Source organism: Pseudomonas sp. S5F11 (assembly GCF_019641515.1).
In the GTDB taxonomy this organism is placed as follows: domain Bacteria; phylum Pseudomonadota; class Gammaproteobacteria; order Pseudomonadales; family Pseudomonadaceae; genus Aquipseudomonas; species Aquipseudomonas rhodesiae.
The window spans coordinates 2,708,842-2,734,757 of record NZ_JAIFJZ010000001.1 but is presented as its reverse complement, the minus strand read 5'-3'; the positions used below and the strand labels follow the sequence as shown (position 1 = coordinate 2,734,757).

Annotated in this window: 29 protein-coding genes and 5 tRNA genes; 23 read left to right on the top strand and 11 right to left on the bottom strand. The window is 59.9% G+C overall.

The window, feature by feature from the left end:
• Positions 1 to 4 precede the first annotated feature (4 nt).
• The 4 genes from ileS to ispH all read left to right on the top strand — a co-directional run bounded on the left by ileS (position 5) and on the right by ispH (position 4,842).
• On the top strand, positions 5 to 2,836 hold the full coding sequence (gene ileS, locus K1567_RS12385; protein ID WP_220698534.1) for an isoleucine--tRNA ligase: 2,832 nt from the start codon (positions 5 to 7) through the stop codon (positions 2,834 to 2,836).
• Positions 2,829 to 3,338 (top strand): signal peptidase II, encoded by a 510-nt coding sequence (gene lspA / locus K1567_RS12380; RefSeq protein ID WP_034095814.1) that lies wholly within the window; start codon positions 2,829 to 2,831, stop codon positions 3,336 to 3,338. The genes ileS and lspA overlap by 8 nt, the downstream gene beginning before the upstream one ends.
• A gap of 7 nt (positions 3,339 to 3,345) precedes the next feature.
• Positions 3,346 to 3,783: an FKBP-type peptidyl-prolyl cis-trans isomerase gene (gene fkpB / locus K1567_RS12375; protein WP_169868004.1), complete on the top strand. Its 438-nt coding sequence runs from the start codon at positions 3,346 to 3,348 to the stop codon at positions 3,781 to 3,783.
• 111 nt (positions 3,784 to 3,894) lie between these two features.
• Complete coding sequence (gene ispH, locus K1567_RS12370; RefSeq protein ID WP_034095816.1) at positions 3,895 to 4,842, top strand: 4-hydroxy-3-methylbut-2-enyl diphosphate reductase; 948 nt, start codon at positions 3,895 to 3,897, stop codon at positions 4,840 to 4,842.
• Here the strand turns inward: ispH and K1567_RS12365 are convergent.
• Complete coding sequence (locus K1567_RS12365) at positions 4,796 to 5,377, bottom strand: GspH/FimT family protein (RefSeq protein WP_040267219.1); 582 nt, start codon at positions 5,375 to 5,377, stop codon at positions 4,796 to 4,798. The genes ispH and K1567_RS12365 overlap by 47 nt on opposite strands.
• A 204-nt stretch (positions 5,378 to 5,581) precedes the next feature.
• Here K1567_RS12365 and pilV point away from each other — a divergent pair, with 204 nt between their 5' ends.
• The 5 genes from pilV to thiO all read left to right on the top strand — a co-directional run bounded on the left by pilV (position 5,582) and on the right by thiO (position 8,893).
• Positions 5,582 to 6,067 carry a type IV pilus modification protein PilV gene (pilV, locus tag K1567_RS12360; protein ID WP_034111710.1) on the top strand — a complete coding sequence of 162 codons (486 nt, stop codon included), beginning with the start codon at positions 5,582 to 5,584 and terminating at the stop codon, positions 6,065 to 6,067.
• Complete coding sequence (locus K1567_RS12355; RefSeq protein WP_099313217.1) at positions 6,064 to 6,771, top strand: PilW family protein; 708 nt, start codon at positions 6,064 to 6,066, stop codon at positions 6,769 to 6,771. Before pilV ends, K1567_RS12355 begins: the two co-directional genes overlap by 4 nt.
• Positions 6,772 to 6,817: 46 nt before the next feature.
• Positions 6,818 to 7,309: a PilX N-terminal domain-containing pilus assembly protein gene (locus K1567_RS12350; protein ID WP_047881671.1), complete on the top strand. Its 492-nt coding sequence runs from the start codon at positions 6,818 to 6,820 to the stop codon at positions 7,307 to 7,309.
• Between the two features lie 10 nt (positions 7,310 to 7,319).
• Positions 7,320 to 7,721 carry a type IV pilin protein gene (locus tag K1567_RS12345; protein ID WP_034095820.1) on the top strand — a complete coding sequence of 134 codons (402 nt, stop codon included), beginning with the start codon at positions 7,320 to 7,322 and terminating at the stop codon, positions 7,719 to 7,721.
• Positions 7,722 to 7,783: 62 nt separating this feature from the next.
• On the top strand, positions 7,784 to 8,893 hold the full coding sequence (gene thiO / locus K1567_RS12340) for a glycine oxidase ThiO (RefSeq protein WP_034095821.1): 1,110 nt from the start codon (positions 7,784 to 7,786) through the stop codon (positions 8,891 to 8,893).
• Here the strand turns inward: thiO and K1567_RS12335 are convergent.
• Both K1567_RS12335 and K1567_RS12330 read right to left on the bottom strand, forming a co-directional pair.
• Entirely contained in the window at positions 8,880 to 9,113 is a 234-nt protein-coding gene (locus K1567_RS12335) for a PP0621 family protein (RefSeq protein WP_034095822.1), read from the bottom strand. The two genes, thiO and K1567_RS12335, sit on opposite strands and share 14 nt — an antisense overlap.
• 126 nt (positions 9,114 to 9,239) lie before the next feature.
• A complete protein-coding gene (locus tag K1567_RS12330) occupies positions 9,240 to 10,265 on the bottom strand; it encodes an outer membrane protein assembly factor BamD (protein WP_034095823.1) in 1,026 nt (341 codons plus the stop codon).
• A 149-nt stretch (positions 10,266 to 10,414) separates the two neighbouring features.
• Between K1567_RS12330 and rluD the strand changes: the two genes are divergently transcribed.
• The 7 genes from rluD (at position 10,415) to K1567_RS12295 (ending at position 15,509) form a co-directional block, all read left to right on the top strand.
• Positions 10,415 to 11,377 carry a 23S rRNA pseudouridine(1911/1915/1917) synthase RluD gene (gene rluD / locus K1567_RS12325; protein ID WP_024073341.1) on the top strand — a complete coding sequence of 321 codons (963 nt, stop codon included), beginning with the start codon at positions 10,415 to 10,417 and terminating at the stop codon, positions 11,375 to 11,377.
• The gene (pgeF, locus tag K1567_RS12320) at positions 11,374 to 12,099 is read left to right on the top strand and encodes a peptidoglycan editing factor PgeF (RefSeq protein WP_184336765.1); all 726 of its coding nucleotides are present in this window, start codon (positions 11,374 to 11,376) and stop codon (positions 12,097 to 12,099) included. Before rluD ends, pgeF begins: the two co-directional genes overlap by 4 nt.
• Positions 12,100 to 12,230: 131 nt before the next feature.
• Positions 12,231 to 14,795, top strand: coding sequence for an ATP-dependent chaperone ClpB (gene clpB / locus K1567_RS12315; protein WP_034095825.1), 2,565 nt, complete (start codon positions 12,231 to 12,233; stop codon positions 14,793 to 14,795).
• A gap of 300 nt (positions 14,796 to 15,095) precedes the next feature.
• Positions 15,096 to 15,171, top strand: a tRNA-Asn gene (locus K1567_RS12310).
• Between the two features lie 9 nt (positions 15,172 to 15,180).
• Positions 15,181 to 15,257, top strand: a tRNA-Pro gene (locus K1567_RS12305).
• A gap of 5 nt (positions 15,258 to 15,262) precedes the next feature.
• Positions 15,263 to 15,338 (top strand) — tRNA-Lys (locus K1567_RS12300).
• A gap of 94 nt (positions 15,339 to 15,432) precedes the next feature.
• Positions 15,433 to 15,509: transfer RNA gene (locus K1567_RS12295), tRNA-Pro, on the top strand.
• A gap of 128 nt (positions 15,510 to 15,637) precedes the next feature.
• Here the strand turns inward: K1567_RS12295 and K1567_RS12290 are convergent.
• Genes K1567_RS12290 through K1567_RS12280 form a run of 3 tightly spaced genes read right to left on the bottom strand, consistent with a single transcriptional unit; the run spans position 15,638 to position 17,853 of the window.
• On the bottom strand, positions 15,638 to 16,936 hold the full coding sequence (locus K1567_RS12290) for an NAD(P)/FAD-dependent oxidoreductase (protein WP_220698533.1): 1,299 nt from the start codon (positions 16,934 to 16,936) through the stop codon (positions 15,638 to 15,640).
• A 60-nt stretch (positions 16,937 to 16,996) separates the two neighbouring features.
• On the bottom strand, positions 16,997 to 17,170 hold the full coding sequence (locus K1567_RS12285) for a DUF3094 family protein (RefSeq protein ID WP_034095827.1): 174 nt from the start codon (positions 17,168 to 17,170) through the stop codon (positions 16,997 to 16,999).
• Positions 17,171 to 17,223: 53 nt separating this feature from the next.
• Entirely contained in the window at positions 17,224 to 17,853 is a 630-nt protein-coding gene (locus tag K1567_RS12280; RefSeq protein WP_017845475.1) for a DUF1780 domain-containing protein, read from the bottom strand.
• A 102-nt stretch (positions 17,854 to 17,955) separates the two neighbouring features.
• On the opposite strand from K1567_RS12280, the gene K1567_RS12275 reads away from it, so the two are divergent.
• The 3 genes from K1567_RS12275 (at position 17,956) to K1567_RS12265 (ending at position 19,390) form a co-directional block, all read left to right on the top strand.
• On the top strand, positions 17,956 to 18,423 hold the full coding sequence (locus tag K1567_RS12275) for a hypothetical protein (RefSeq protein ID WP_034095829.1): 468 nt from the start codon (positions 17,956 to 17,958) through the stop codon (positions 18,421 to 18,423).
• Positions 18,420 to 19,109, top strand: a complete 690-nt coding sequence (locus K1567_RS12270) for an energy-coupling factor ABC transporter permease (RefSeq protein WP_034095830.1) — start codon at positions 18,420 to 18,422, stop codon at positions 19,107 to 19,109. Before K1567_RS12275 ends, K1567_RS12270 begins: the two co-directional genes overlap by 4 nt.
• Before the next feature lie 65 nt (positions 19,110 to 19,174).
• Positions 19,175 to 19,390: a hypothetical protein gene (locus K1567_RS12265; protein WP_003171680.1), complete on the top strand. Its 216-nt coding sequence runs from the start codon at positions 19,175 to 19,177 to the stop codon at positions 19,388 to 19,390.
• On the opposite strand, the gene yacG is transcribed toward K1567_RS12265, so the two are convergent.
• From yacG to K1567_RS12245, 4 genes are read right to left on the bottom strand one after another with little or no spacing between them, the layout of a single operon-like run.
• Entirely contained in the window at positions 19,387 to 19,587 is a 201-nt protein-coding gene (gene yacG / locus K1567_RS12260; protein WP_034095831.1) for a DNA gyrase inhibitor YacG, read from the bottom strand. The two genes, K1567_RS12265 and yacG, sit on opposite strands and share 4 nt — an antisense overlap.
• Positions 19,584 to 20,210 carry a dephospho-CoA kinase gene (coaE, locus tag K1567_RS12255; protein WP_034111714.1) on the bottom strand — a complete coding sequence of 209 codons (627 nt, stop codon included), beginning with the start codon at positions 20,208 to 20,210 and terminating at the stop codon, positions 19,584 to 19,586. The genes yacG and coaE overlap by 4 nt, the downstream gene beginning before the upstream one ends.
• Complete coding sequence (locus tag K1567_RS12250) at positions 20,207 to 21,073, bottom strand: A24 family peptidase (protein WP_034095833.1); 867 nt, start codon at positions 21,071 to 21,073, stop codon at positions 20,207 to 20,209. The genes coaE and K1567_RS12250 overlap by 4 nt, the downstream gene beginning before the upstream one ends.
• Complete coding sequence (locus K1567_RS12245; RefSeq protein WP_034095834.1) at positions 21,070 to 22,278, bottom strand: type II secretion system F family protein; 1,209 nt, start codon at positions 22,276 to 22,278, stop codon at positions 21,070 to 21,072. Before K1567_RS12245 ends, K1567_RS12250 begins: the two co-directional genes overlap by 4 nt.
• Positions 22,279 to 22,481: 203 nt before the next feature.
• Here K1567_RS12245 and K1567_RS12240 point away from each other — a divergent pair, with 203 nt between their 5' ends.
• From K1567_RS12240 to K1567_RS12225, 4 genes are all read left to right on the top strand, one after another.
• The gene (locus K1567_RS12240) at positions 22,482 to 22,895 is read left to right on the top strand and encodes a pilin (protein ID WP_167418613.1); all 414 of its coding nucleotides are present in this window, start codon (positions 22,482 to 22,484) and stop codon (positions 22,893 to 22,895) included.
• A gap of 35 nt (positions 22,896 to 22,930) precedes the next feature.
• Positions 22,931 to 24,331, top strand: a complete 1,401-nt coding sequence (locus K1567_RS12235; protein ID WP_034095836.1) for an O-antigen ligase — start codon at positions 22,931 to 22,933, stop codon at positions 24,329 to 24,331.
• Between the two features lie 48 nt (positions 24,332 to 24,379).
• Positions 24,380 to 24,452, top strand: a tRNA-Thr gene (locus K1567_RS12230).
• Between the two features lie 149 nt (positions 24,453 to 24,601).
• Entirely contained in the window at positions 24,602 to 24,907 is a 306-nt protein-coding gene (locus K1567_RS12225) for a DUF6388 family protein (RefSeq protein WP_034095837.1), read from the top strand.
• Positions 24,908 to 24,975: 68 nt separating this feature from the next.
• Here K1567_RS12225 and nadC read toward each other — a convergent pair whose 3' ends face one another.
• Positions 24,976 to 25,824 (bottom strand): carboxylating nicotinate-nucleotide diphosphorylase, encoded by an 849-nt coding sequence (nadC, locus tag K1567_RS12220; RefSeq protein ID WP_034095838.1) that lies wholly within the window; start codon positions 25,822 to 25,824, stop codon positions 24,976 to 24,978.
• Positions 25,825 to 25,916: the final 92 nt, after the last annotated feature.

Sequence of the window (25,916 nt, the reverse complement as noted above, 5' to 3'; positions counted from 1 at the left end):
TTAAATGACCGACTATAAAGCCACGCTAAACCTTCCGGACACCGCCTTCCCAATGAAGGCCGGCCTGCCACAGCGCGAACCGCAGATCCTGCAGCGCTGGGACAGTATTGGCCTGTACGGAAAGTTGCGCGAAATTGGCAAGGATCGTCCGAAATTCGTCCTGCACGACGGCCCTCCTTATGCCAATGGCACGATTCATATCGGTCATGCGCTGAACAAGATCCTCAAGGACATGATCATCCGTTCGAAAACCCTTTCGGGTTTCGACGCACCTTATGTTCCAGGGTGGGACTGCCACGGCCTGCCGATCGAACACAAAGTCGAAGTGACCCACGGCAAGAACCTGGGTGCCGACAAGACGCGCGAATTGTGCCGTGCGTACGCTACCGAGCAGATCGAAGGGCAGAAGTCCGAGTTTATCCGCCTGGGCGTGTTGGGCGACTGGGCCAACCCGTACAAAACCATGAACTTCAAGAATGAGGCCGGTGAAATCCGCGCCTTGGCCGAAATCGTCAAGGGCGGTTTCGTGTTCAAGGGCCTCAAGCCCGTGAACTGGTGCTTCGACTGCGGCTCGGCCTTGGCGGAAGCGGAAGTCGAGTACGAGGACAAGAAGTCCTCGACCATCGACGTAGCCTTCCCGATCGCCGACGAGGCCAAGCTGGCCGATGCGTTCGGCCTGGCCAGCCTGGCCAAGCCGGCTGCCATTGTGATCTGGACCACCACCCCGTGGACGATCCCCGCCAACCAGGCGTTGAACGTGCACCCGGAATTCACCTACGCCCTGGTGGACGTCGGTGATCGCCTGCTGGTACTGGCCGAGGAAATGGTCGAGGCCTGCCTGGCGCGCTACGAGTTGCAAGGTTCGGTGATCGCCACCACCACAGGTTCGGCGCTGGAATTGATCAACTTCCGTCATCCGTTCTATGACCGTCTGTCGCCGGTGTACCTGGCCGATTACGTCGAGCTGGGCTCGGGTACGGGCGTGGTTCACTGCTCGCCCGCCTACGGCGTCGACGACTTTGTGATCTGCAAGAAGTACGGCCTGGTCAACGATGACATCATCAATCCAGTGCAAAGCAACGGCGTCTATGTACCGTCGCTGGAGTTCTTCGGTGGCCAATTCATCTTTAAAGCTGACAAGGCCATCATCGACAAGCTGCGCGAAGTTGGCGCGCTTATGCAGACCGCGACTATCCAGCACAGCTACATGCACTGCTGGCGCCACAAGACCCCGCTGATCTACCGCGCCACCGCGCAGTGGTTTATCGGCATGGACAAACAACCGGTTGCCGGTGACACCCTGCGCAATCGTGCTCTCAAGGCCATCGAAGACACCGGCTTTATCCCGGCCTGGGGCCAGGCGCGCCTGCACTCGATGATCGCCAACCGTCCGGACTGGTGCATCTCCCGTCAGCGCAACTGGGGCGTGCCGATCCCGTTCTTCCTCAACAAGGAAAGCGGCGAGCTGCACCCGCGTACCGTCGAACTGATGGAAGAAGTGGCCCGGCGCGTTGAACAGGAAGGCATCGAAGCCTGGTTCAAACTGGACGCCGCCGAGCTGCTGGGCGACGAAGCGCCGCTGTACGACAAGATCAGCGACACACTCGATGTCTGGTTCGACTCGGGCACCACGCACTGGCACGTATTGCGCGGCTCGCATCCGATGGGCCACCAGAGCGGCCCGCGCGCCGACCTGTACCTGGAAGGCTCAGACCAACACCGTGGCTGGTTCCACTCGTCGCTGCTCACCGGTTGCGCCATCGACGACCACGCGCCTTACCGCGAACTGCTGACCCATGGTTTCACCGTCGACGAAAACGGCCGCAAGATGTCCAAGTCCCTGGGCAACGTGATCGCGCCGCAGAAAGTCAACGACACCCTGGGTGCCGACATCATGCGTCTGTGGGTGGCTTCTACCGACTATTCCGGCGAAATGGCCGTGTCGGAGCAGATCCTGCAGCGCAGCGCCGATGCCTACCGCCGTATCCGTAATACCGCACGCTTCCTGCTGTCGAACCTGAGCGGTTTCAACCCGGCCACCGACATCCTGCCGGCCGAAGACATGCTCGCCCTGGACCGTTGGGCCGTGGACCGTACCCTGTTGCTGCAACGCGAGTTGCAGGAACACTACGGCGAATACCGTTTCTGGAACGTCTACTCGAAGATCCACAACTTCTGTGTGCAGGAGTTGGGCGGTTTCTATCTCGACATCATCAAGGACCGCCAGTACACCATCGGCGCCAACAGCAAGGCGCGCCGTTCGGCGCAGACCGCGCTGTACCACATCTCCGAGGCGCTGGTGCGCTGGATCGCACCGATCCTGGCCTTCACCGCCGACGAACTGTGGGAGTACCTGCCAGGCGAGCGTAACGAGTCCGTAATGCTCAACACTTGGTACGAAGGCCTGACCGAATTGCCGGCCGACTTCGAGCTGGGTCGCGAGTATTGGGAAGGTGTGATGGCCGTCAAGGCTGCGGTGAACAAGGAGTTGGAGGTTCAGCGCGCGGCCAAGGCAGTCGGTGGCAACCTGCAAGCCGAAGTTACCCTGTTTGCCGAGGAAGGTCTGACCGCCGACCTGGCCAAACTGAGCAACGAGCTGCGCTTCGTGTTGATCACATCCACCGCGACCCTGGCGCCTTTCGCCCAGGCACCGGCGGATGCCGTGGCGACCGAAGTGCCGGGCCTGAAGCTCAAAGTGGTTAAGTCGGCGTTCGCCAAGTGCGCCCGTTGCTGGCACTGCCGTGAAGATGTCGGTGTGAACCCTCAGCATCCTGAAATCTGCGGTCGCTGCGTCGACAACATCAGCGGTGCCGGTGAGGTTCGCCACTATGCCTAACGCCGGCCGTTTCGGACGTCTGGGCTGGCTTGTCTTGAGTTTGCTGGTCCTGATCATCGACCAGGTCAGCAAGGCTCACTTCGAAAGCTCCCTGGAAATGTTCCAGCAAATCGTGGTGATCCCGGACTACTTCAGCTGGACACTGGCTTACAACACCGGTGCGGCGTTCAGCTTCCTTGCCGACAGTGGCGGTTGGCAGCGTTGGCTGTTTGCCCTGATCGCGGTAGTGGTCAGCGCGGTGCTGGTGGTCTGGCTCAAGCGCCTGGGTCGCGATGACACCTGGCTGGCTGTGGCCTTGGCCCTGGTGTTGGGCGGCGCGTTGGGTAACCTGTACGACCGCATTGCCCTGGGCCATGTGATCGACTTCATCCTGGTGCACTGGCAGAACCGTCATTACTTCCCAGCATTCAACTTTGCCGACAGCGCGATCACCGTCGGTGCAATCATGTTGGCGCTGGATATGTTTAAAAGTAAGAAAACCGGAGAGACCGTCAATGACTGATCAGGTATTGGCTGAGCAACGCATCGGCCAGAACACGGAAGTCACTTTGCATTTCGCACTGCGCCTGGAAAACGGCGACACGGTCGACAGCACGTTCGATAAGGCCCCGGCCACCTTCAAAGTCGGCGACGGCAACCTGCTGCCGGGTTTCGAGGCCGCCTTGTTCGGTTTCAAGGCTGGCGACAAGCGCACCCTGCAGATCCAGCCGGAAAATGCGTTTGGCCAGCCCAATCCGCAGAATGTGCAGATCATCCCGCGTTCGCAGTTCCAGGACATGGAGCTGTCTGAAGGCCTGCTGGTGATTTTCAACGATGCGGCTAATACAGAACTGCCAGGGGTCGTCAAGGCGTTCGATGACGCGCAAGTGACCATCGACTTCAATCACCCGTTGGCCGGTAAAACCTTGACGTTTGATGTGGAAATCATCGACGTTAAAGCTCTTTGATCAACGCCCCGATCTAGAATGTGTGAGGGAGCAATCTCCCTCCCACCTCTGACCTCAATTGTCAGTTCAGCAGCATCAACTCTGACCCAAACGCCAGGCACGAGGCACAGCATGCAAATCAAACTCGCCAACCCCCGTGGCTTCTGTGCCGGTGTGGATCGGGCGATCGAAATCGTCAACCGCGCTCTCGAAGTCTTCGGGCCACCGATCTATGTGCGCCATGAAGTGGTGCATAACAAGTTCGTAGTCGAAGACCTGCGCGCGCGCGGTGCCATCTTTGTCGAGGAACTCGACCAAGTGCCGGACGACGTTATCGTTATTTTCAGTGCTCACGGGGTTTCCCAGGCCGTGCGTAGCGAAGCGGCAGGTCGTGGACTGAAAGTCTTCGATGCAACGTGCCCATTGGTCACCAAAGTCCATATTGAGGTTGCGCGCTATAGCCGCGACGGCCGCGAGTGCATCCTGATCGGTCATGCCGGCCACCCGGAAGTCGAAGGCACCATGGGCCAGTACGACGCCAGCAACGGCGGCGCCATCTACCTGGTTGAGGACGAAAAAGACGTCGCCAATCTGCAAGTGCGCAACCCGGAACGCTTGGCATTCGTGACCCAGACCACTTTATCCATGGACGACACCAGTCGTGTCATCGATGCCTTGCGCACGCGCTTTCCAGCGATCGGCGGGCCGCGTAAGGATGACATCTGCTACGCCACGCAAAATCGCCAGGATGCGGTCAAGCAACTGGCCGATGAATGCGACGTGGTCTTGGTGGTCGGCAGCCCGAACAGCTCCAACTCCAATCGTCTGCGCGAGTTGGCCGAGCGCATGGCGACGCCCGCGTACCTGATCGATGGTGCCGAAGACATGCAGCGCAGTTGGTTCGATGGCGTCGAGCGTATCGGTATCACCGCAGGCGCCTCGGCGCCGGAAGTGCTGGTGCGCGGCGTCATCCAGCAGTTGCACGAATGGGGCGCGACCGGCGCCGATGAGTTGGCTGGGCGCGAGGAGAACATCACTTTCTCCATGCCCAAGGAGCTGCGGGTACGTTCGCTGCTCTGAGTGCCAGGGTGCCGGAATAACTCCGGCACAACGCCTGCTCGACGCTGTCGCTGCGCAGGCTGATACGGCCGCTGGGGGCCAGCACCACTTGGTGTAGGCTCTGTGTCTGGTCCGTGCCACATACATGTAATGTCCCTGCGCGGAACCCTCCGCCGGAAAATACCGGCTCGCCCATCCCGCTGAACCGTACCTGGCTCTTCACCGGCCCGTTACCGACGATGGCTACCCGTCCGGAGTCCTGTCGCTCCAGCAGCACCGGATTGTCCTCATCCAGAGGGCCACGCCCGCTGACATCCACAATCACGCGCCAGCCGTGACTCCAATCATTGTTCAACGCATGAACGACCACCGCCCGGTTTCGCGCGATGGCCTCGGTGCGTGCGAAACGCAGCCCACTCGCCAGGGATTGCGCGGCGCTTTGTTGCTGTTGTGACTCCAGCAACGTCTTGAGTCCGGGCGCTGTGAGATGGGCCAGGATGCCGCTGACGATCAGCCCCAGCAGCAGTTCGATCAGGGTGAAACCTCGTTGTTGCATAGGTTGTCCCTCCGTGGACGCGGTAGATATTTCAGGTGCAGCCAAAGGTATAGCGGCTGGATCTTGGCCTCGGATGATGGCCTTTATGTCCAAAGTATTTCCCTTTGTTCCGGGGACAGCGCGGGCAAAAAACCGACGCTAGTCTTGGGTCGCACAGCAGCTTTTGTCTGCTCTTTTCGGCCCTCGACACGGATGACGACGGTGATGCTTGCTCGCCCGAACATTTTTTTTGCACCTGCTTTATCTCGACGACAAACCGGCACGACCCTTATCGAAGTGTTGGTGGCGGTACTGATTCTCGCCGTGGGCTTGCTGGGCGCGGCGGTGATCCAACTCAACGCGCTTAAGTCCACGGACAGTTCGAGGATGAGCAGTCAGGCCAGCTTTATCGCTTACGACATGCTTGACCGAATCCGCGCCAATGCCGGCGCCGATTACGCATGGAGCCGCTCCGAGCGCGCTCCGGCCAGCACCGCGGGTGCCAGCGTGCGCGACCTGGACCTGCATGATTTTGAGGCCAATATTCTGAGCTTCGCCGGGGAGAGCGCCAAAGGCTCGGTGGCGATCAGTGCCAATGAGGTCACCGTGAGTATCAGTTGGGATGACAGCCGCGGTGCCGGCGCGGTTGGTGCGCGCGAAACGGTCACCCTGACCACTCGCATCGACAGCGATCCGGAGGGTGCACAATGAACCGAAGGTCGCGAGGTTTTACCCTGGTGGAGTTGCTGGTGGCCCTGACCTTGGGGCTGATGCTGGTGCTCGGGGTCAGTCAGGTGGCGATCAGTTCCCGAACGACCCACGCGAGCCAGCAGGCCGCCATGCTGTTGCAGGACGACGCGCGGTTCGCGCTTGGCAAGATGATCCAGGATATTCGTCAAGCCGGCATGTTCGGCTGCCTGGCTACCGCTCATATCGAACAGGCACCGCCGGCATTCGAACGGCCGATCAGTTGGAGCGCCGGCACTGATTCGAAGTCACTGACATTAGTTACCGCCAGCATCGGCGAAGGGAGTGGCAGGCCCGATTGGACAGTATTGTCTGACTGCACAGGTGCCGCCCAGGCCTACACCGGCCTCTCGCCTGCGCCCGGCCCTGGGCAGATTCGATTTGCGATTCGCCAACTCACTTACACCTTCGAGAACGGCCAGTTGAAGATCAGCACGCCGGCCGCACCGGCCAAAGCAGTACTGGTGGATAACGTTCAGGCGTTCGACATCAGTTTCGGCGTTGCCGCCAATGCCGTATCGGCACAGGTGGTGCGCTACGACGCAAGCCCTGCCGACGTGGCGTTGATTCGCAGCGTGCGCGTCCTCATGACGCTGCAAGACCCCTCCGGTCGGGTCAAGGCGCAAACCTACAGCGTCGTGGCGGCGCTACGAAACCGTCTGGGGTAGGGCTGTTATGCAGGGCGTATGGATGACTTATCGGCGGCAGTCAGGCATGGCGCTGCTATTGAGTCTGGTGTTTTTGCTGCTGTTATCGCTGATTGGCCTGTCCTCGATGCAAGGGGTGGTGGCCCAGCAAAAGATGGCCGCCAGTTTTTGGCATCGCAATCAGTCGCTGCAAAGTGCCGAGAGCGGTTTGAGACTCGGAGAGTGGAGCGTGCGGCGTAGTGGTGGGACGTTGCCGCAGTGCCAGTCAATCACCACCTGTGCGCCACCGGATGAGGCGTTTTCGGTGATCGCCGCAGGCACCCACCCGGTTTCAGCGGTGTCCTGGGTTGCCCTCAAAGGTGGGCTTTACGGCGTTCAGTTTCTAGGCATGGGGCGCGGGATCGCGCACTTGCCGCCGAATACAACGGCCGCGCTGTATCGAGTGACGGCAGTCGGCTGGAGCGGTCAGGCGCGCACGGTGCTGGAGAGCGTATATGCCCGGGTAGACGGGGAGGGAGGCCCGCGATTTCGGCGAGTGTCATGGCGACAACTTCTATAGGAGCAATGAGATGGGCATGGACACCCGAGGTTTTACCCTGTTGGAATTACTGATCGGCGTGGTGATCATCGCTCTTCTGGCTGGGATCGTTTACCCCGGTTATACGGCGCAGGTGAAAAAGGCCTACCGCGTACAAATCGTCGGCGTATTGACTGAGCAGGCGCAGCACCTGGAGCGGTTCTATGCGAAGAACGGTACTTTTATTGACGCAAGCGGCGTCAGTGCCGGCGATGATCGCTATAGAATCTCCGTCGCATTGAACCCTCAGGATTTCCGTTTGCTGGCTACGCCTGTAGCTGGCTCGATCATGGACGGCGACGCCTGTGGCGAGTTCAGCCTGACCAGTACCGGCGCACGCAGCAATCCAGGCGCGGCGCCGGAGATGTCACGCCAGGCGTGCTGGGGGCAATGATGCGAATGCTGGATCACTGGGCGTCGGTGGCGCTTGTTCCTTTTTATCGATTGGATCGAATGATGGCTAAGCAAGAGCAAGTGGTGATTGTCGGTGGCGGAGTCATCGGCTTGTTGACGGCGTTCAACCTGGCGACCCAAGGGCAGGCGGTAGTGCTGCTGGAGCGCGCCGGGGTTGGGCAGGAGTCGTCCTGGGCTGGCGGGGGTATCGTTTCGCCGCTGTATCCGTGGCGCTATAGTCCAGCGGTCACCGCGTTGGCGCATTGGTCCCAAGATTTTTACCCGCAATTGGCCGAGCACCTGTTTGTCACCACCGGTGTCGACCCGCAGGTGCATACCACTGGTTTGTACTGGTTGGATCTGGACGATGAGCCCGAAGCGCTGGCCTGGGCTGTCCGCGAGGGACGCCCCTTGAGCAAAGTGGATATATCAGTCGCCCATGATGCTGTTCCGGTGTTGGGGGGTGGGTACTCGCAAGCGATCTTTATGGCCAACGTGGCCAACGTGCGTAACCCGCGCCTGGTCAAATCCCTCAAGGCTGCGCTGTTGGCATTGCCTGGTGTGACGATTCGCGAGCAGTGTGTGGTGACGGGGTTTGCGGTAGAGAACGGCCGTGTGGTGGGGGTGAATACGGCTGAAGGACCGATCCTGGGTAATCAGGTGGTGCTGGCGGCAGGGGCGTGGAGCGGTGATCTGCTCGGTACGCTCGGCTTATCGCTGCCGGTGGAACCGGTCAAAGGTCAGATGATTCTCTACAAGTGTGATTCGAACTTTCTGTCGAGCATGGTCCTCGCCAAGGGCCGTTATGCGATTCCGCGACGGGACGGGCATATTCTGATCGGCAGCACTCTGGAACACGAAGGCTTCGATAAAACGCCCACCGAGACCGCATTGGAAAGCCTGAAGGCTTCTGCTGTCGAGCTGATTCCTGCCCTGGCCCATGCTGAAGTGGTGGGGCACTGGGCCGGTTTGCGGCCGGGGTCGCCGGAAGGTATTCCCTATATAGGCCCGGTGCCTGGGTTCAAAGGTTTATGGCTCAACTGCGGGCATTACCGCAACGGTCTGGTCTTGGCGCCAGCGTCCTGTCAGCTGTTCGCCGACCTGCTGCTAGGCAATAAGCCGATTATTGACCCGGCGCCTTATGCGCCAGAAGGTCGAATCAACGCTGGATAGACTTTGGCCCCTGCTCCAAATGCGCCTGGGTGCAATACCACTCCTGGCGCAGCCGCAAGGCGCGATCCTGCGGCAGGTGCACGCCGCAGTGAGCGCAGCGCACCATCAGCGCGGCATCGGGCTCGTTGGCGCGCTGCTGCTTGGTGGCCGGGCTTTTGAACTTGCGCCAGAACCATACCGCGGCGGCAATAACGGCTATCCAGAACAAAAGACGTAGCATGATGGGCAGTTTCTCGACAAGGAATGGGCCAGTTTAGCCAAGGACGTGGCAGGCGCACAGAGCAATAATGCTGCCCATGAAAAAGGGAGCCTGTGGAGGCTCCCTTTTAGGTGTTACATGGACTGATCAGTCGAATATGCCAAAAGTCATGTAGCTGAACCACGAGCGGTCCTGATTATTGCCCAGGGCTTGCGGTTCTTCCTCTTCGATCACGTCGCCGTTTTCGTCGTGCGGCTTGAGGTCGGAAGGAATAGCGTCCTTGGCGTCCTGGAATTGCTTGATCACGTCCTGGTTGGCGCGGGTTTCGCCCGGCGGCAGCGGTGGACGGGATTCGATCAGGCCCAAGGTGTACTTGCTCAGCCAGGAGCGGTTGTCCGCTTCGGCAACCTGAGGCACGAACTGGCCGTCTTTTAGGCTTGGATGATCGGGATAGTTGAGTTTGAGGGTTTCCAGGCTAGTAGTAGCCAGTTCGTCCAAGTGCAGGCGCTGATAAGCCTCGGTCATTACGGCCAGGCCATCACCCACGGATGGGGTTTCCTGGAAGTTCTCCACCACGTAGCGGCCACGGTTGGCGGCGGCGACGTAGGCCTGACGGGTCAGGTAGTAGTGCGCGACGTGGATCTCGTAGGAAGCCAGCAGGTTGCGCAGGTAGATCATGCGCTGCTTGGCGTCCGGCGCGTAGCGGCTGTTGGGATAGCGGCTGGTGAGCTGGGCGAACTCGTTATAGGAGTCGCGGGCCGCTCCCGGGTCGCGCTTGGTCATGTCCAGCGGCAGGAAGCGCGCCAGCAGGCCAACGTCCTGGTCGAACGAGGTCAGGCCCTTCATATAGTAGGCGTAGTCCACGTTCGGGTGCTGCGGGTGCAGGCGGATGAAACGCTCGGCGGCGGACTTGGCGGCTTCCGGCTCGGCGTTCTTGTAGTTGGCGTAGATCAGCTCTAGTTGGGCCTGGTCAGCGTAGCGACCGAACGGATAGCGTGACTCCAGTGCCTTCAGCTTGGCTGTGGCGCTGGTGTAGCTATTATTGTCCAAGTCTTTCTGAGCCTGTTGGTACAGCTCGACTTCGCTCAGGTTTTCGTCGACGACTTCCTTTGTTGACGAGCAAGCAGCAGTCATGGCGAGGATGGCGATCAGCAGCAGGTGTTTCACTTGCATGGCGGCTTGCGTCCCTATGACGGCCGCTGTCTTGGGCGGGGCCGTCCTGTTATGATGAGCGCCCCGTTGAAAGCCTCGGGGCAAAAGACGCCGTATTTAACCACAAGCGCGCAGCCGAAACCAAAGGCTGTGCCACGCCTAGTCTGAGCATGTCCGATAAAATTGAACTTCGCGCAGAGGTGCCGTCCGAATTGGGCGGCCAACGCCTCGATCAAGTCGCCGCACAATTATTCGCTGAGCACTCGCGCTCGCGCCTTTCCGCCTGGATCAAAGACGGCCGCCTGACTGTGGATGGAGCGGTTATCCGCCCGCGAGACATAGTCCATGGCGGTGCGATTCTTGAGCTGACTGCCGAGCAGGAAGCCCAGGGAGAGTGGGTCGCCCAGGACATCGAGCTGGATATCGTCTATGAAGACGACGACATCCTGGTCATCAACAAACCTGCAGGCCTGGTGGTGCACCCGGCTGCCGGGCACGCTGATGGCACTTTGCTCAACGCCCTGTTGCACCACGTACCGGACATCATCAATGTGCCGCGTTGCGGCATCGTGCACCGACTGGACAAGGACACCACCGGTCTGATGGTGGTCGCCAAGACCATTCAGGCCCAGACCCAACTGGTCACCCAGTTGCAAAGCCGCAGCGTCAGCCGGATCTACGAGTGCATCGTGATCGGCGTGGTGGTGGCCGGTGGCAAGATCAACGCCCCTATCGGTCGCCACGGCCAGCAGCGCCAGCGTATGGCGGTGATGGAAGGCGGCAAGCAGGCCGTGAGCCACTATCGAGTCCTGGAGCGTTTCCGGTCCCACACCCATGTGCGAGTCAAGCTGGAAACCGGTCGTACCCACCAGATTCGCGTGCACATGGCCCATATCAACTTCCCGTTGGTCGGCGATCCGGCCTACGGCGGTCGTTTCCGCATTCCGCCGGCCGCCAGTGCGACCATGGTGGAATCGCTGAAATCCTTTCCGCGTCAGGCCCTGCACGCGCGCTTCCTTGAGTTGGATCATCCGACGAGCGGTAAGCGCATGAGCTGGGAATCGCCGCTGCCGGACGACCTGGTGTGGTTGCTGTCGTTGCTCAAACAGGACCGCGAGGCGTTTATCGGATGAATGACTGGCTGATTCCTGACTGGCCCGCGCCGGCTCAGGTCAAGGCCTGCGTCACCACCCGTGCGGGCGGCGTCAGTCTGGCGCCGTTCGACAGCCTCAACCTGGGCGATCATGTCGAGGACAGCCTTGAGGCAGTCCTGGAAAATCGCCATCGACTTTCCCAAACCTTCGATATCCAGCCAACCTGGCTACGGCAGGTCCATGGCGTGAATGTCGTCAAGGCCGACCCCGGTCGCACCCTCGAAGCCGATGGCTGCTGGACCGACACGCCGGGTATCGCCTGCACAGCCATGACTGCCGATTGTCTGCCGGCGCTGTTCTGCAACCGCGCCGGCACCCGCGTGGCAGCCGCCCACGCCGGTTGGCGGGGGTTGGCGGCCGGCGTACTGGAGGCGACGGTCGATAGCCTGGCCGCCGAGCCTGACGACGTATTGGTCTGGCTGGGCCCGGCGATTGGGCCCCAAGCCTTTGAGGTCGGTCCGGAAGTGCGTGAAGTGTTCATGCAGCAACTGCCGGCGACTGCCCAAGCGTTCGGGCCGAGCCGTAATCCTGGCAAGTTCATGGCCGACATCTATCAACTCGCGCGCCTGCGCCTCGCTGCGCGCGGTATCACGGCGGTCTATGGTGGTGGTTTGTGCACCGTGACCGATCCGCGTTTCTTTTCTTATCGTCGCAGTCCTCGCACCGGACGATTCGCCTCCCTTATCTGGCTTGAGCGCTAGACTCTTCTGATCTGCGTCAACTGTTTGTTGCTTGAATCTCCCAGAATCGACCACATCTATAAGGGTATCTGGCAGGTTTCTTCATTCAGGATGTGTTTATAGATCCGGCCTGCTCAAAAGGAAGGTGACTAATGCGTATTGATCGTTTAACCAGCAAATTGCAGTTGGCCTTATCGGACTCTCAATCCTTGGCGGTGGGCCTCGACCACCCGGCCATTGAGCCTGCGCACTTGATGCAGGCGCTCCTGGAGCAGCAAGGTGGTTCCATCAAACCCTTGTTGATGCAGGTGGGCTTTGACGTCAACAGCCTGCGCAAGGAGTTGAGCAAAGAGCTCGACCAACTGCCGAAAATCCAAAACCCCACTGGCGACGTAAATATGTCCCAGGATCTGGCGCGCTTGTTGAACCAGGCCGATCGTCTGGCTCAACAAAAAGGTGACCAGTTCATCTCCAGCGAACTGGTGCTGCTCGCCGCCATGGACGAGAACAGCAAACTGGGCAAGTTGTTGCTGGGGCAGGGCGTCAGTAAGAAAGCCCTGGAAAATGCCATCAACAACCTGCGCGGTGGCGATGCGGTGAACGACCCTAATCATGAGGAGTCGCGCCAAGCCCTGGACAAATACACCGTCGACCTGACCAAGCGCGCCGAAGACGGCAAGCTCGACCCAGTGATCGGTCGTGACGATGAAATTCGTCGCACCATCCAGGTGCTGCAGCGTCGCACCAAAAACAACCCGGTGCTGATCGGTGAGCCTGGCGTAGGTAAAACCGCGATCGCCGAGGGGCTGGCCCAGCGCATCATTAATGGTGAAGTGCCGGATGGCCTCAAAGGCAAGCGTCTGTTGTCTCTGGACATGGGGGCGCTGATCGCCGGTGCCAAGTTCCGCGGTGAGTTCGAAGAACGCCTCAAAGCTCTGCTGAACGAGCTGTCCAAGCAGGAAGGACAGATCATTCTGTTTATCGACGAACTGCACACCATGGTCGGCGCCGGTAAAGGCGAAGGCTCCATGGATGCGGGCAACATGCTCAAGCCGGCGCTGGCTCGCGGTGAGCTGCATTGCGTGGGCGCCACGACGCTTAACGAATACCGTCAGTACATCGAAAAGGACGCGGCGCTTGAGCGGCGCTTCCAAAAAGTGCTGGTGGAAGAACCGAGCGAAGAGGACACCATCGCAATCCTGCGTGGCCTCAAAGAGCGTTATGAGGTTCACCACAAGGTGGCGATTACTGACGGGGCGATCATTGCGGCGGCCAAATTGAGCCATCGCTATATCACCGACCGCCAGTTGCCCGACAAGGCGATTGACCTGATCGACGAAGCGGCGAGCCGTATCCGTATGGAAATCGACTCCAAGCCGGAAGTACTCGATCGTTTGGATCGGCGCTTGATCCAACTGAAGGTGGAATCCCAGGCCCTCAAGAAAGAAGAGGACGACGCGGCGAAGAAACGCTTGGAAAAACTCCAAGAGGAAATTCAGCGCCTGGAGCGTGAGTACTCCGACCTCGAAGAAATCTGGACCTCGGAGAAAGCCGAAGTGCAGGGTTCTGCTCAGATCCAGCAAAAAATCGAGCAGTCTCGTCAGGAGCTGGAGGCCGCACGTCGTAAAGGTGACCTGAACCGTATGGCCGAGTTGCAGTACGGGGTGATTCCCGATCTGGAGCGCAGTCTGCAGATGGTCGACCAGCATGGCCATAGCGAGAACCAGTTGCTACGCAGCAAGGTGACCGAGGAAGAAATTGCCGAGGTTGTCTCCAAGTGGACCGGCATTCCTGTATCGAAGATGCTGGAAGGCGAACGCGACAAGCTGATGAAAATGGAAAGTCTGTTGCATCAGCGCGTTATTGGTCAGGAAGAGGCCGTCGTGGCGGTATCCAACGCGGTGCGGCGTTCCCGTGCAGGGTTGTCCGACCCGAACCGTCCAAGTGGATCGTTCATGTTCCTCGGCCCGACCGGTGTGGGTAAGACCGAACTGTGCAAGGCCCTGGCTGAGTTCCTCTTCGATACTGAAGAGGCCATGGTGCGGATCGATATGTCCGAATTCATGGAGAAACACTCGGTCGCTCGCTTGATCGGTGCGCCACCAGGCTATGTGGGCTACGAGGAGGGCGGCTACCTGACCGAAGCTGTGCGGCGCAAACCTTACTCGGTCATCCTGCTGGATGAAGTCGAGAAGGCCCACCCGGATGTGTTCAACATCCTGCTGCAAGTGCTGGAGGATGGCCGTCTGACCGACAGTCACGGGCGTACGGTGGACTTCCGCAACACGGTCATCGTGATGACCTCCAACCTTGGCTCGACGCAGATCCAAGAGTTGGTAGGGGATCGTGAGGCCCAGCGCGCAGCGGTGATGGACGCGTTGACTTCGCACTTCCGCCCGGAATTTATCAACCGGGTCGATGAAGTGGTGATCTTCGAGCCATTGGCGCGGGATCAGATCGCCGGCATCACCGAGATCCAGTTGGGCCGCCTGCGTGGTCGTCTGGCCGAACGCGAGCTGTCGCTGGAACTGAGCAGCGAAGCGTTGGACAAGCTGATCGCGGTAGGTTACGACCCGGTGTATGGCGCACGACCTCTGAAACGTGCGATCCAGCGCTGGATCGAAAACCCGCTGGCGCAGTTGATCCTCTCGGGCAGTTTTATGCCGGGAACCAGCGTCACAGCCAGCGTGGAAAACGACGAAATCGTCTTCCACTGAGGCCTGACCGCCGGTTGATAAGAGAAGGCCCCGCATTGCGGGGCCTTTTTTTTCGCTAGGGCGTTGAACTGTAAGGCAAAGGCTTGTAAAGTGCGCCCCGCAGCAACGTCAACCCACGGGTTTCTTCTCCCCAAGAAGAAATCAGAAACAAGCGCAAATCATTGTCTTAAAAGCAATTTAAAGGGTTGACAGGGGTTTTTAAGATTGTAGAATAGCGCGCCTCAGAGACACGAACGTAGCGATACGTAAACGTCGAAGAGGAAGTAAAAAGCAGTAAGTTGTACGTTTGAAATGCTAAGTTCCGTGATAGCTCAGTCGGTAGAGCAAATGACTGTTAATCATTGGGTCCCAGGTTCGAGTCCTGGTCACGGAGCCAATTTCAAATCGGGGTATAGCGCAGTCCGGTAGCGCGCCTGCTTTGGGAGCAGGATGTCGGGAGTTCGAATCCCCCTACCCCGACCATATTTGGGTCGTTAGCTCAGTTGGTAGAGCAGTTGGCTTTTAACCAATTGGTCGTAGGTTCGAATCCCACACGACCCACCATTTTTGAAACCAGTTAACGCTGGGATCAGATCTTAAGATCAGAGGCCAAAAGCACTGATCGAATAAGGCGACTGAAAGGTCGCCTTTTTATTACCGGGGTATAGCGCAGTCCGGTAGCGCGCCTGCTTTGGGAGCAGGATGTCGGGAGTTCGAATCCCCCTACCCCGACCATATTAAAAATCCTCGTATCGAAAGATACGGGGATTTTTTTTGTGCGCGCAAAAACTCAAAAGTTTGGCTGGTCACATGTGAAGAGGGGGCTTGCTCTCATATCGAGCAAGCCCCCTCTGGCCTTACTGTCAGTGCAACTTGAGCCTCGGCTCCGTCCCACGTCCGATCCTGCTGCCCAACATCAGCATTGCCGTGCGGAACACGCCGTACAGCGCCATCTGGTGCATACGGTAGAGCGATACATAGAACATCCGCGCCAGCCAACCCTCCAGCATCACACTGCCAGTCAGGTTACCCATCAGGTTACCCACCGCCGAGAATCGCGACAGCGAGATCAGCGAGCCGTAGTCGGTGTACTTGTACGTCGGCAATTGTTTGCCTTCGATCCGAAGCTTGAGGGATTTGGCCAACAGCGACGCTTGCTGATGCGCGGCCTGGGCCCGTGGCGGGACGTTACGGTCAGTGCCCGGCTGCGGGCAGGCCGCGCAATCGCCAAAAGCGAAAATGTTTTCGTCGCGGGTGGTTTGCAGCGTCGGCAGCACTTGGAGTTGATTGATGCGATTGGTTTCCAGGCCGTCGATGTTCTTGAGGAAGCCCGGCGCGCGAATCCCGGCAGCCCACACCTTCAGGCTGGCCGGAATCACCTGGCCGCTGCTGGTGATCAGCGCATCAGCCGTTACTTCGCTGACCGCCGAATTCGTGAGCACCGTCACTCCCAGTTTTTCCAGGGTTTTATGTACCGGGCCGCCAATGCGCTCCGGCAGGGCGGGCAGTACTCGTGGACCGGCTTCGATCAACGTGATGTGCATGTTCTCTGGCTTGATCCGGTCCAGGCCATAGGCCGCCAGTTCATGGGCGGCGTTATGCAGTTCTGCGGCCAGCTCTACACCGGTCGCACCGGCGCCGACGATGGCGACGCTGATTTTTTCCACCACATCGGTCTGCCCGGCATGGGCGCGCAGGTAGTGGTTGAGCAATTGTTGGTGAAAGCGCTCGGCCTGTTTGCGGGTATCGAGGAACAGGCAGTGTTGCGCCGCGCCTTCGGTGCCGAAATCGTTGGTGGTGCTGCCGACGGCGATCACCAGGCTGTCATAGCCCAATACGCGCGCAGGGACCAATTCGCGGCCTTCTTCGTCGAGGGTGGCGGCCAGTTGGATTTTCTGCTGCTCACGGTCGAGCCCGCTCATGCGCCCCAGCTGGAACTCGAAGTGGTTCCATTTCGCCTGGGCGACATAATTGAGTTCATCTTCCGAAGAGTTCAGAGAACCGGCAGCCACTTCATGCAGCAGGGGTTTCCAGATATGGGTCAGGTTGGTATCGACCAACGTGATGTTGGCGGTACCGCGCTTGCCCAGAGTCTTACCCAGGCGGGTAGCCAACTCCAGGCCGCCGGCGCCGCCGCCGACGATAATAATACGATGGGTCATGGGGATATCTCGCAAGGCTAAAAGAAATCGGTGCGGTTACCCCCGCGAGCGCCAGGCAGCTCATAGCGTCAGGTAACTCAAAAGACGGCTCAGCAGCCCGAGCCCGATCACTGCGACCAGCACCACACAGAGGAGCAGCCAGGGCCTGAAAGGCTTGCGCTCGACTCTGTGTTGGGAGAGTTGCAGGTATTCTTCGACACGTTGTTGGTCTTCGGGTTTCAGGCGGCTGGTCATAAAGGCCTCGTCAGGTAGACGTTGCAAAGGGGCGCCACGTTACAGGGCGGGGATCAGAGGCTGATGCCCACGTCGAACACTATGCTGCGGCCCAGATTGTTGCGCAAGAAATCCGGCGCATCGGGGTGCGCGAACAGCACTCGGGCAAAGGTCGGCCCCACCAGCGACAGCGAGCGCCAGCCTTGGCGCAGGTATTCGGTCGGCGGAGGGAAGTGACTGTTAAGGTCGAGCACTTCGCGCTTGAGACTGGCGAAGGCGACGATATCCAATTCGCCCAAATCCATCCCGCGCTCTTTGTAGTTATGCGCCTTTTTGCGCAGCGTCGGCGCCAGGCGCAGCAGGAACTCATGGGCGGGGATGCGCCGTGGCTTGGCTTCGCGGCGCACCAGTTGGCTCAGGGAAAACGCGCTGCGTCGACGCAGTAACTCATCGCGCCATTCGTCGTTCAGGCGCCGCCCCTCGTCCAGTACGAAGAACACTTCGAAGCTCGCATCGCGAAACAGCACGTCCGGCGGCTCTTGGCCGGCGGCGTGGAACTCTTCGGCGCGATAGGGCACATTCAGGCCTTGCAACAGGCGCTGGCACACCCAACGCTCACGCTCCCATTTGCGGGCATTGGACAGGAAAGCATTGGCTTGTTCGGCCGCTACGGTGAGCAGGCGCAAGTAATCTGAGTCATCCATGCTTGCAGCTTAGCGTTCAAATGATGACCACAGGAAGTCCCGGTGCGAAAGGTCGGTGTAGACTGGCGGCTCTATCGATCAAGCGAGCATGAGGAGTGCGCAGTGAAGTTATTCGTAGTGCTGTTCCTGGGTCTTTTGCCGTTATGGGCCCAGGCCGTCGAAGTCGGCGAGCGCCTCGCGCCCTGGACACTGCTGGATCAGTTCGATCAGGCCTATACCCTGGATGACCAGGCGCAAATCTTGTTGGTGGCCCGCAGCATGGACGCCGCCAAAATCGTCGACGGCGCGCTGCAAGGTCAGCCCAAGGGCTATCTGGAGGCCCGTCACGGGGTATTTGTCGCCGACATTCAGCGCATGCCGCGATTGGTCGCCAGACTGTTCGCGGTACCTGCCATGCAGTCGTACAGCTACCGGGTCATGCTGGACCGGGATGCGCGCATCGCGCCGCGCTACCCGGGAGCTGTGGACAAAGTGCTGTGGCTGCAATTGGAGAGCGGCAAGTTGATTGCGCAGCATGAATACGGCTCCGCGGCTGAACTGCGCCAGGCCCTGGAGCAGGTGAAACCGTGATCAGCGCCGGCGTGCTGACAGCGCCCACCCTCGGCATCGGCTGGCTGCTGTATGCGCCGGTGCTGGCGTGGGCGGTGCTGCGTTCGCCGTGGGTTGAGTTGTTTGCCGACCGACGGCGCCAGCATTTGCTGTTCGGCACCGTGTTTGCGCTGTTTATGCTGTGGTTGGTCCGGCGCGATTTCGATACCGGCGTTTCCTATCACTTCATTGGCATGACAGCCGTAACCCTGCTGCTGGACTGGCCGCTGGCGATTGTCGGTGGTTTTGTCGCACAACTGGGTCTGATGATGCTGGGCCGTCAAGACCTGGCCGCCATCGGCATCAATGGTCTTTTGTTGATTGTGCTGCCGGTACTGATCACGGAAGGCGTCGCACTGCGGGTAGAGCGCGCGCAGCCGCGCAATCCGTTTGTGTATATCTTCTGTTCAGGGTTTCTGGCAGCAGCGCTGGCGGCATTGGCGTGCCTACTACTGGGGCTGGGACTGTTGTGGTTCGACGGTCTTTTCGCCATGCCGGAATGGTTGGAAGACTTCATCGGTTACCTGTGGCTGATCATCTTCCCCGAAGCCTTTATCAATGGCACGGTGATCAGCGCTCTGGTGGTGTTTTGTCCGGAATGGCTGGAAACCTTCAATCGCACACGCTACCTCTCGGCGCCCTGGAAGGACGACGATTCGCTGCGTTGATCCAAATCAAACACCCTGTGTCACGGCAGGCCCATGCTCTGGGAAATTTTCCAGGAGTGCGGATCATGAGTGTGTATGAGTGGGCACGGCAGGAACTTCGCAGAAGCCAGGACGCGGCACAGGAGATCGGTTTCGATCCGGGCCTGACCCTGCGTGCCATGCTGAGCGCCGTCGTGCAGCAAAGCAAGGGCGTGCGCAGTTTCGAAGACCTGGCCGACGAGCTGCAGTACCTGGCAGAAAACCTCGACGACCAGCAGGAATACGCCTTTATGCGCCCTTAGTGGCGGGGTGGGAGGTCTTCGGAGAACAGTTCGTCTTCGGCATCCGGGGCCACGGGGATCTTGTGTTCTTCGGCGGCCCAGGCCCCCAGGTCGATCAATTTGCAACGGTCCGAGCAGAATGGCCGGTTGGGGTTGGTCGCTTTCCATTCCACGGGTGCGCCGCAGGTTGGGCAGTCGACGGTCAAGGGTTGGCTCATGATCGGCCTCCACGCAAAGTAAGGTAAAAGTGGTGCAGTCGCTCGACTTCGCTGTGCAGCCAGGCGAGGTCTCTGTCATTGACCAGTACGTCGTCGGCATGGTTCAGGCGGTCTTCGCGGCTGGATTGGGCCTTGAGAATGGCCTGCACCTGCTGCTCGCTGATGCCGTCGCGCTGCAGGGTACGCTCAATCTGCAGCGATTGCGGCACGTCGATCACCAGAATGCGTTGGGTCATGCTGTACTGACCAGACTCGATCAGCAGCGGTGACACCAGAATCGCGTAAGGCGAGCGCGCCCGTGCCAGGTGGCTGCGAATTTCTTCGGCAATCAAAGGATGCAACAGCGCTTCAAGCCAGCGGCGTTCCTCGGGCACTTCAAAGATCAGTTTGCGCAGTGCGCTACGGTCCAATTGGCCGTCGGGCAACAGCACGCGATCGCCAAAGTGTTCGGCGATGCGCGCCAGCGCGGGACGGCCTGGCTCGACCACCCAGCGTGCGGCGTGGTCGGCGTCCACCGCATCGATTCCGAGATCGATAAAGTGTTGGGCTGCCGCGCTTTTGCCACTGCCGATGCCGCCGGTCAGGCCGAGTATCCACGGGGTTGGAACAGAAGAAGTGCTCATTGGAAACCGACAGACTGCAAATAGAAGTCGGTTATTTGACCACCCCAGAGCAATGCAATCCAGCCGGCAATCGCCAGATAGGGCCCAAATGGCATTGGCGTGGACACCTGGGCCTTGCGCACGCGCATCAGTATCAACCCGGCAAATACCCCAACCAGTGACGCCATCAAGAGGGTCATCGGCACGATCTGCCAACCGCCCCAGGCCCCGAGCAGGGCCAGGAGTTTGAAGTCGCCGTAGCCCATGCCGTCCTTGCCAGTGACCAACTTGAACAGCCAGAACACCGACCATAGGCTCATGTATCCGGCCACCGCTCCCCATACGGCGTCGGGCAACGGCACCAGCAGTGCAAAGCTGTTGACGATCAGACCCAGCCACATAAGCGGCAGTACCAGCACATCCGGCAGTAACTGGTGGTCGGCGTCGATCAGGCTCATCGCCAGCAAGCCCCAAGTCAGCAGCAATACTGCCCCGGCTTGCCAACCAACGCCGAAGTGCCAGGCCACGATCGCCGACAACAATCCGCAGGCAAGTTCGGTGAATGGGTAGCGCAGGCTGATCCTTGCCTTGCAGTGAGCGCAGCGGCCCTTGAGGACCAGATAGCTGAGCAGCGGAATATTTTCCCAGGGGCGGATCCCATGATCGCACTGAGGGCAGCAGGAATTTGGGCGCATCAGGTTGTAGGTCGGCCCGACGGGTTCGGCCGGTAAGCCAAGTACTTCATGGGCCTGGGCACGCCACTCCCGTGCAAGCATCTTCGGCAGGCGCCACACCAGCACATTGAGGAAACTGCCCACGATCAGCCCCAGCACCGAAGCCAGGGCGACAAAGGCCCATGGGGATTCATTCAGCAGTAGGATCAAAATGCGCTCCCCAGTTGGAAGATGGGTAAGTACATGGCAATGACCAACGACCCGACGATGCCTCCCAGCACGACCATGATCAGCGGCTCCATCAGGCTGGTGAGGTGATCGACCTGGTTATCCACTTCGGTTTCGTAGTGGCTGGCGACTTTTTCCAGCATGAAGTCCAGCGTGCCGGATTCTTCGCCGATTGCCGTCATCTGAATCGCCATCCCTGGAAACAGACCACTGGTGGCCATGGCGTGATTCAACGGCATACCTGTGGATACATCGCGACGCATATGCTCGATTGCCTGTTTGTAGGGGGCGGAGCCCGCGGCGCCTGCCACTGAATCCAGGGCCTGCACCAGCGGCACCCCGGCCGCGAAGGTGGTAGAAAGCGTACGGGCGTAGCGGGCCACGGCTGATTTTTGCAGCAGTTTGCCTGCCAGCGGTGCTTTCAACAAACCGGCGTCCAGCCAATGGCGAAAGATTGGCGATTTTCGACAGGCCTGACGCAGGCCAATAACCCCCACACCAAGCCCCAGCGCGACGATCCACCAGGCATGTTGCATGAACTCCGACAGAGCGATAACTGCGAGGGTGAAGCCCGGCAGCTTACCGTTCACTCCGGCGAACAGGCTCTGGAACTGCGGCACCACATGCACCAGCAGCACGCCAGTGACAAGCCCGGCCACGATCACGACCGCGATGGGGTAGGTCATGGCTTTTTTGATCCTGGCTTTGAGCTGTTCGCTCTTTTCGCGATGAACCGCCAGGCGCTCCAGCAGCGTCTCAAGCGCGCCGGCCTGTTCGCCGGCCGCTACCAAATGGCAGTACAGCTCATCGAAATAACGCGGTTGACTGCGTAACGCTTCAGTCAGGGTGGTGCCGGCGGCGACCTGTTGTCTCAGGCTTTGCAGCAGTTCACCCACAGGCGGCTTCTCGACACCTTCGCTGATCAGATCGAAGGCTTGCAGCAGGGGAATGCCGGCCTTCAGCAACGTGGCCAACTGGCGGGTGAACAAGGTTATGTCGGCGGCTTTGATCGGCGCGGCAAGGCCTGGCAGCCGTGGAATTGACTTGCGCACACGGCCGGGGCGGATGCCTTGTTGGCGCAGTTGCGCCTTGACCACGGCAGGGCTGCGTCCGGTGCTTTGGCCGGACACCTTGCGGCCTTTGCGGTTGATGCCTTCCCAGGTGTAAAGCGTTACAGCGTTGTTCATGTCACGGTTCCGCGCGCAGGTCGTTGAAGTTTTTCAAAGCTTAGTCACGGGCTGAAGGCGGGCAGGCTGTGGTGGTGGATAAAATGTCAGAATGTGCGTCATGCAGGCGATTGACCACCGGCGGATGAGTACACTGGCGCCGCTGCACAACGCGGGGCGCAGGAAGCGCCTTGTCATGAGTTCTATTCTGGAGAGTGAGAGTGATGCGTCAGAAAGGTTTTACATTGATCGAGTTGTTGATCGTCGTGGCAATCATCGGCATTTTGGCCACCATTGGCCTGCCCATGTACACCACCCATCAAGCCAAGGCCAAGTTCACCGCCGGCCTGGCTGAAATCAGCGCATTGAAGGCCGGGTACGAAGACACCCTCAATCAGGGCACCGTACCTACCCTGGCATTGATCGGCGGCACCAGCCCTACCGCCAATTGCAAAATCGAGGTGACAGGGGACGTTGCAACGGGCGCGGGCGATATCCGTTGCGAGATCCTCGATGCACCGGCGCCCGTACTGGGCAAGAGCATTGTGCTGACACGCAACGCCACCAGCGGCTGGAGCTGCACCACCACGGCCGAGGCCAAATACGCCGGCAAGGGCTGCGGAGCCGGCGGCGCTTAGCGGTGCCTGTACCCACAAGGACGTTGAGGTAACCGATGGTGTTATCCGTACAGCAGCGCGGCAGTATTTTCCTGGTGGTGACGGTGTGCCTGTTGGTGGTGGGGATTTGTGCACCGTTCAGTGGGCACGATCTACAGCGGGTCATGCAGATTGCCATCGGGTTTTGTGCGGTGCTGTACGGAAGCTCGATTACCCCGACCGAGCCCTGGGTGGATCGCCAGACGGCATGGGGGCTGGCGCTCATCGTGGGATTGGGCCTGGCGTCTTCGCTGCTGGCCCATCAGCCGCTTTGGGCGCTGACCGAGATGGCGCTGTTCGTCAGCTGCGCGGCAATCGCGTTAGCTTTTGCATCGCTGCGCCGTCACGGCGGCGAGCCTTTGGATCGTGTGCTGTTGCTGATCGTGGTGTTGCTGTGCCTGATCAAAACCCTCCAGTACCTGTACGCCGGCGTGCTTGCGTTCGCCAGCGGCGGGCACACGATGAACCCTGATCTGCTGTTATCCAGCTTTTCCAACAAGCGCTTTTATGGCCAGTTCCAGACGTTCACGCTGCCGCTGCTGGCCCTGCCTTTGCTGTTACCCACAGTCTCTCGCTCATTGCGGGGGATGGCATTTGCGTTGCTATGCGCCTGGTGGTTGATCGCGATCAGCGGCGGTACACGCGGCACCTGGCTCGGCATGGCAGTGGCGGGCATGGTCGTGGCACTGATCGGGCCATGGGGGCGGCGTTGGTTGGGTTGGCAATTGGCGGGGATGCTGAGCGGCTTGTGGATCTACTGGCTGGTGTTTACGGTGCTGGCGACCTACCTGGGAATCGACAACTCCAATGACGCCAGCGAGCGCCTCACCACTTCGCTGTCGGGGCGCGGTCCGATCTGGTGGCAGGGTTGGCACATGCTGACTGAGCGGCCGTGGTTAGGCTTCGGGCCGATGCACTTTGCCGATATTGCCAACAAAGTTGCCGCCCATCCGCATCAGGCTGTTTTGCAGTGGGCCAGCGAATGGGGCGTGCCGTCGACATTGTGCGTGGCGTTTTTGGCGGCGCGCAGTGGCTGGGCCACGATTGTCGTGCTGCGTGAGCGCGCGCAGTTCAGCGAGCGTGCGGATCTACTGCGCTTATGTCTGTTCGCTGCGTTGGTCGGTGCGCTGACGCAGTCCATGGTCGACGGTGTGCTGGTGATGCCCACGTCCCAGGTTTGGCTTGCGCTGGTAGTGGGCTGGCTGATGGCGCTGCACCCTTGGCGCACACCTGTAACGGCGTCATGGCCGTTGGCCTGGCGCGCATGGAAGCTGTTGAGCGCGTTGGCCATTGCATTGCTGGTATCTGTCGCGCTGCGCGATGTGCCCCATATCAAGCAGGCCCAGCGACAGTACCTCGACACCCTGGGCAGCTACTTGCAACCGCGTTTCTGGGCGCAGGGTGTTATCGCCCGCTGAAGGCCGCGAGTTGCCGGACGCCGGATGCGGTGCTAGCTTTAGTCCACCGCCCGTGTAGCTCAGCCGGTAGAGCAGCGCACTCGTAACGCGAAGGTCGCAGGTTCGATTCCTGTCTCGGGCACAAAGGCAACACTGTTTCAAAGGCAATGTTTTCAGCTGATCCCAGAATGGTTCTGAAGGCCAGACGAGCCGGCATTCGTGCCTGTTCTTTTGTATCTGCGCAACCTGATGTCCCAGATGCATCCCCATTCCTCGATCTAAGAGAACACCATGACCACGACTGAAATGACCCAGGAAGCCCGGCACGAAGCAGCTCTTGAGCACTACCTCAAGGAATCGCCGCAGCTTAAAGAAGAGATCAAGGACCTGAGCGCCGATGATCAGCGCGACCAGATTCAGTGGGCATTCGAGGACGAGGCCGAAAGCCAGGGCCTCCAACCTTGGGAACTGACCCTCAAGTACACCTCGACACCGGAAGAGTTCGAAGCGCAACGGCTGGTCCTGCATAAGGAAGCGGCCGAGGTGCTGGGTGTGGATTGGGATGAGTATTGCGAGATGAATAACCTGGTGGTTTAGAACAGAGCGGCAAGCTGCAAGGGGCCACTCGGCTTCCTTGCAGCGTCACGCTGACCGCTTGCCGCTTTTCAGAGGCTGAGCCTCATCGACAGGTCCACCGCCTTCACGTCCTTGGTCATCGCGCCGATGGAGATGTAGTCCACCCCGGTCTCGGCAATGGGCAGCAGGGTGGTTTCATTGATGCCGCCGCTGGCTTCCAGCTTCGCCTTGCCGCCGTTCAGGCGCACGGCTTCGCGCATGTCGTCGAGGCTCAACTCATCGAGCATGATGATGTCGGCGCCCGCCGCTAATGCTTCGCGCAGTTCCTCCAAGCTCTCTACTTCGATTTCCACGGGCTTGCCGGGAGCGATCTTGTGCGCCGCCGTGATGGCCTGTGCAATGCCGCCGCAGGCAGCGATGTGGTTTTCCTTGATCAGAAACGCGTCGTACAGACCGATGCGATGGTTGTGACAGCCGCCGCACGTCACCGCGTACTTCTGTGCCAGGCGCAGGCCCGGCAGAGTTTTGCGGGTGTCCAGCAATTTGACTTGAGTGCCGGCAACGAAGTCCGCCAGGTACTTCGCGCGTGTGGCGACGCCGGACAGCATCTGCAAAAAATTCAGCGCACTGCGCTCGCCGCTGAGCAGCGAGCGCGCCGGGCCTTCGAGGTGAAAAAGCGCTTGATTGGGGCTGACGCGTTCGCCATCGGCCACCTGCCAGTGCACGGCGACCCGAGGGTCCAACTGCCGGAACACCGCGTCCACCCACGCCGTGCCGGCGATCACGGCGTCATCGCGGGTAATGATGGTGGCCTTGGCCAGTCGTTCGGCCGGGATCAATTGCGCGGTAATGTCGCCGCTGCCGATGTCCTCCAGCAGTGCGCGGCGCACATTGGCTTCGATTTCGGCGGTGAGGTCGGCAAGACGGAGATTCGGCATAACAGGCTCCACAAACAAAGTGCGTCGATTATAGGGGCTGTGTGACTGGGAACCCAGCCACCCGCTCATTTGTGCGCAAATCACAGAGGGCG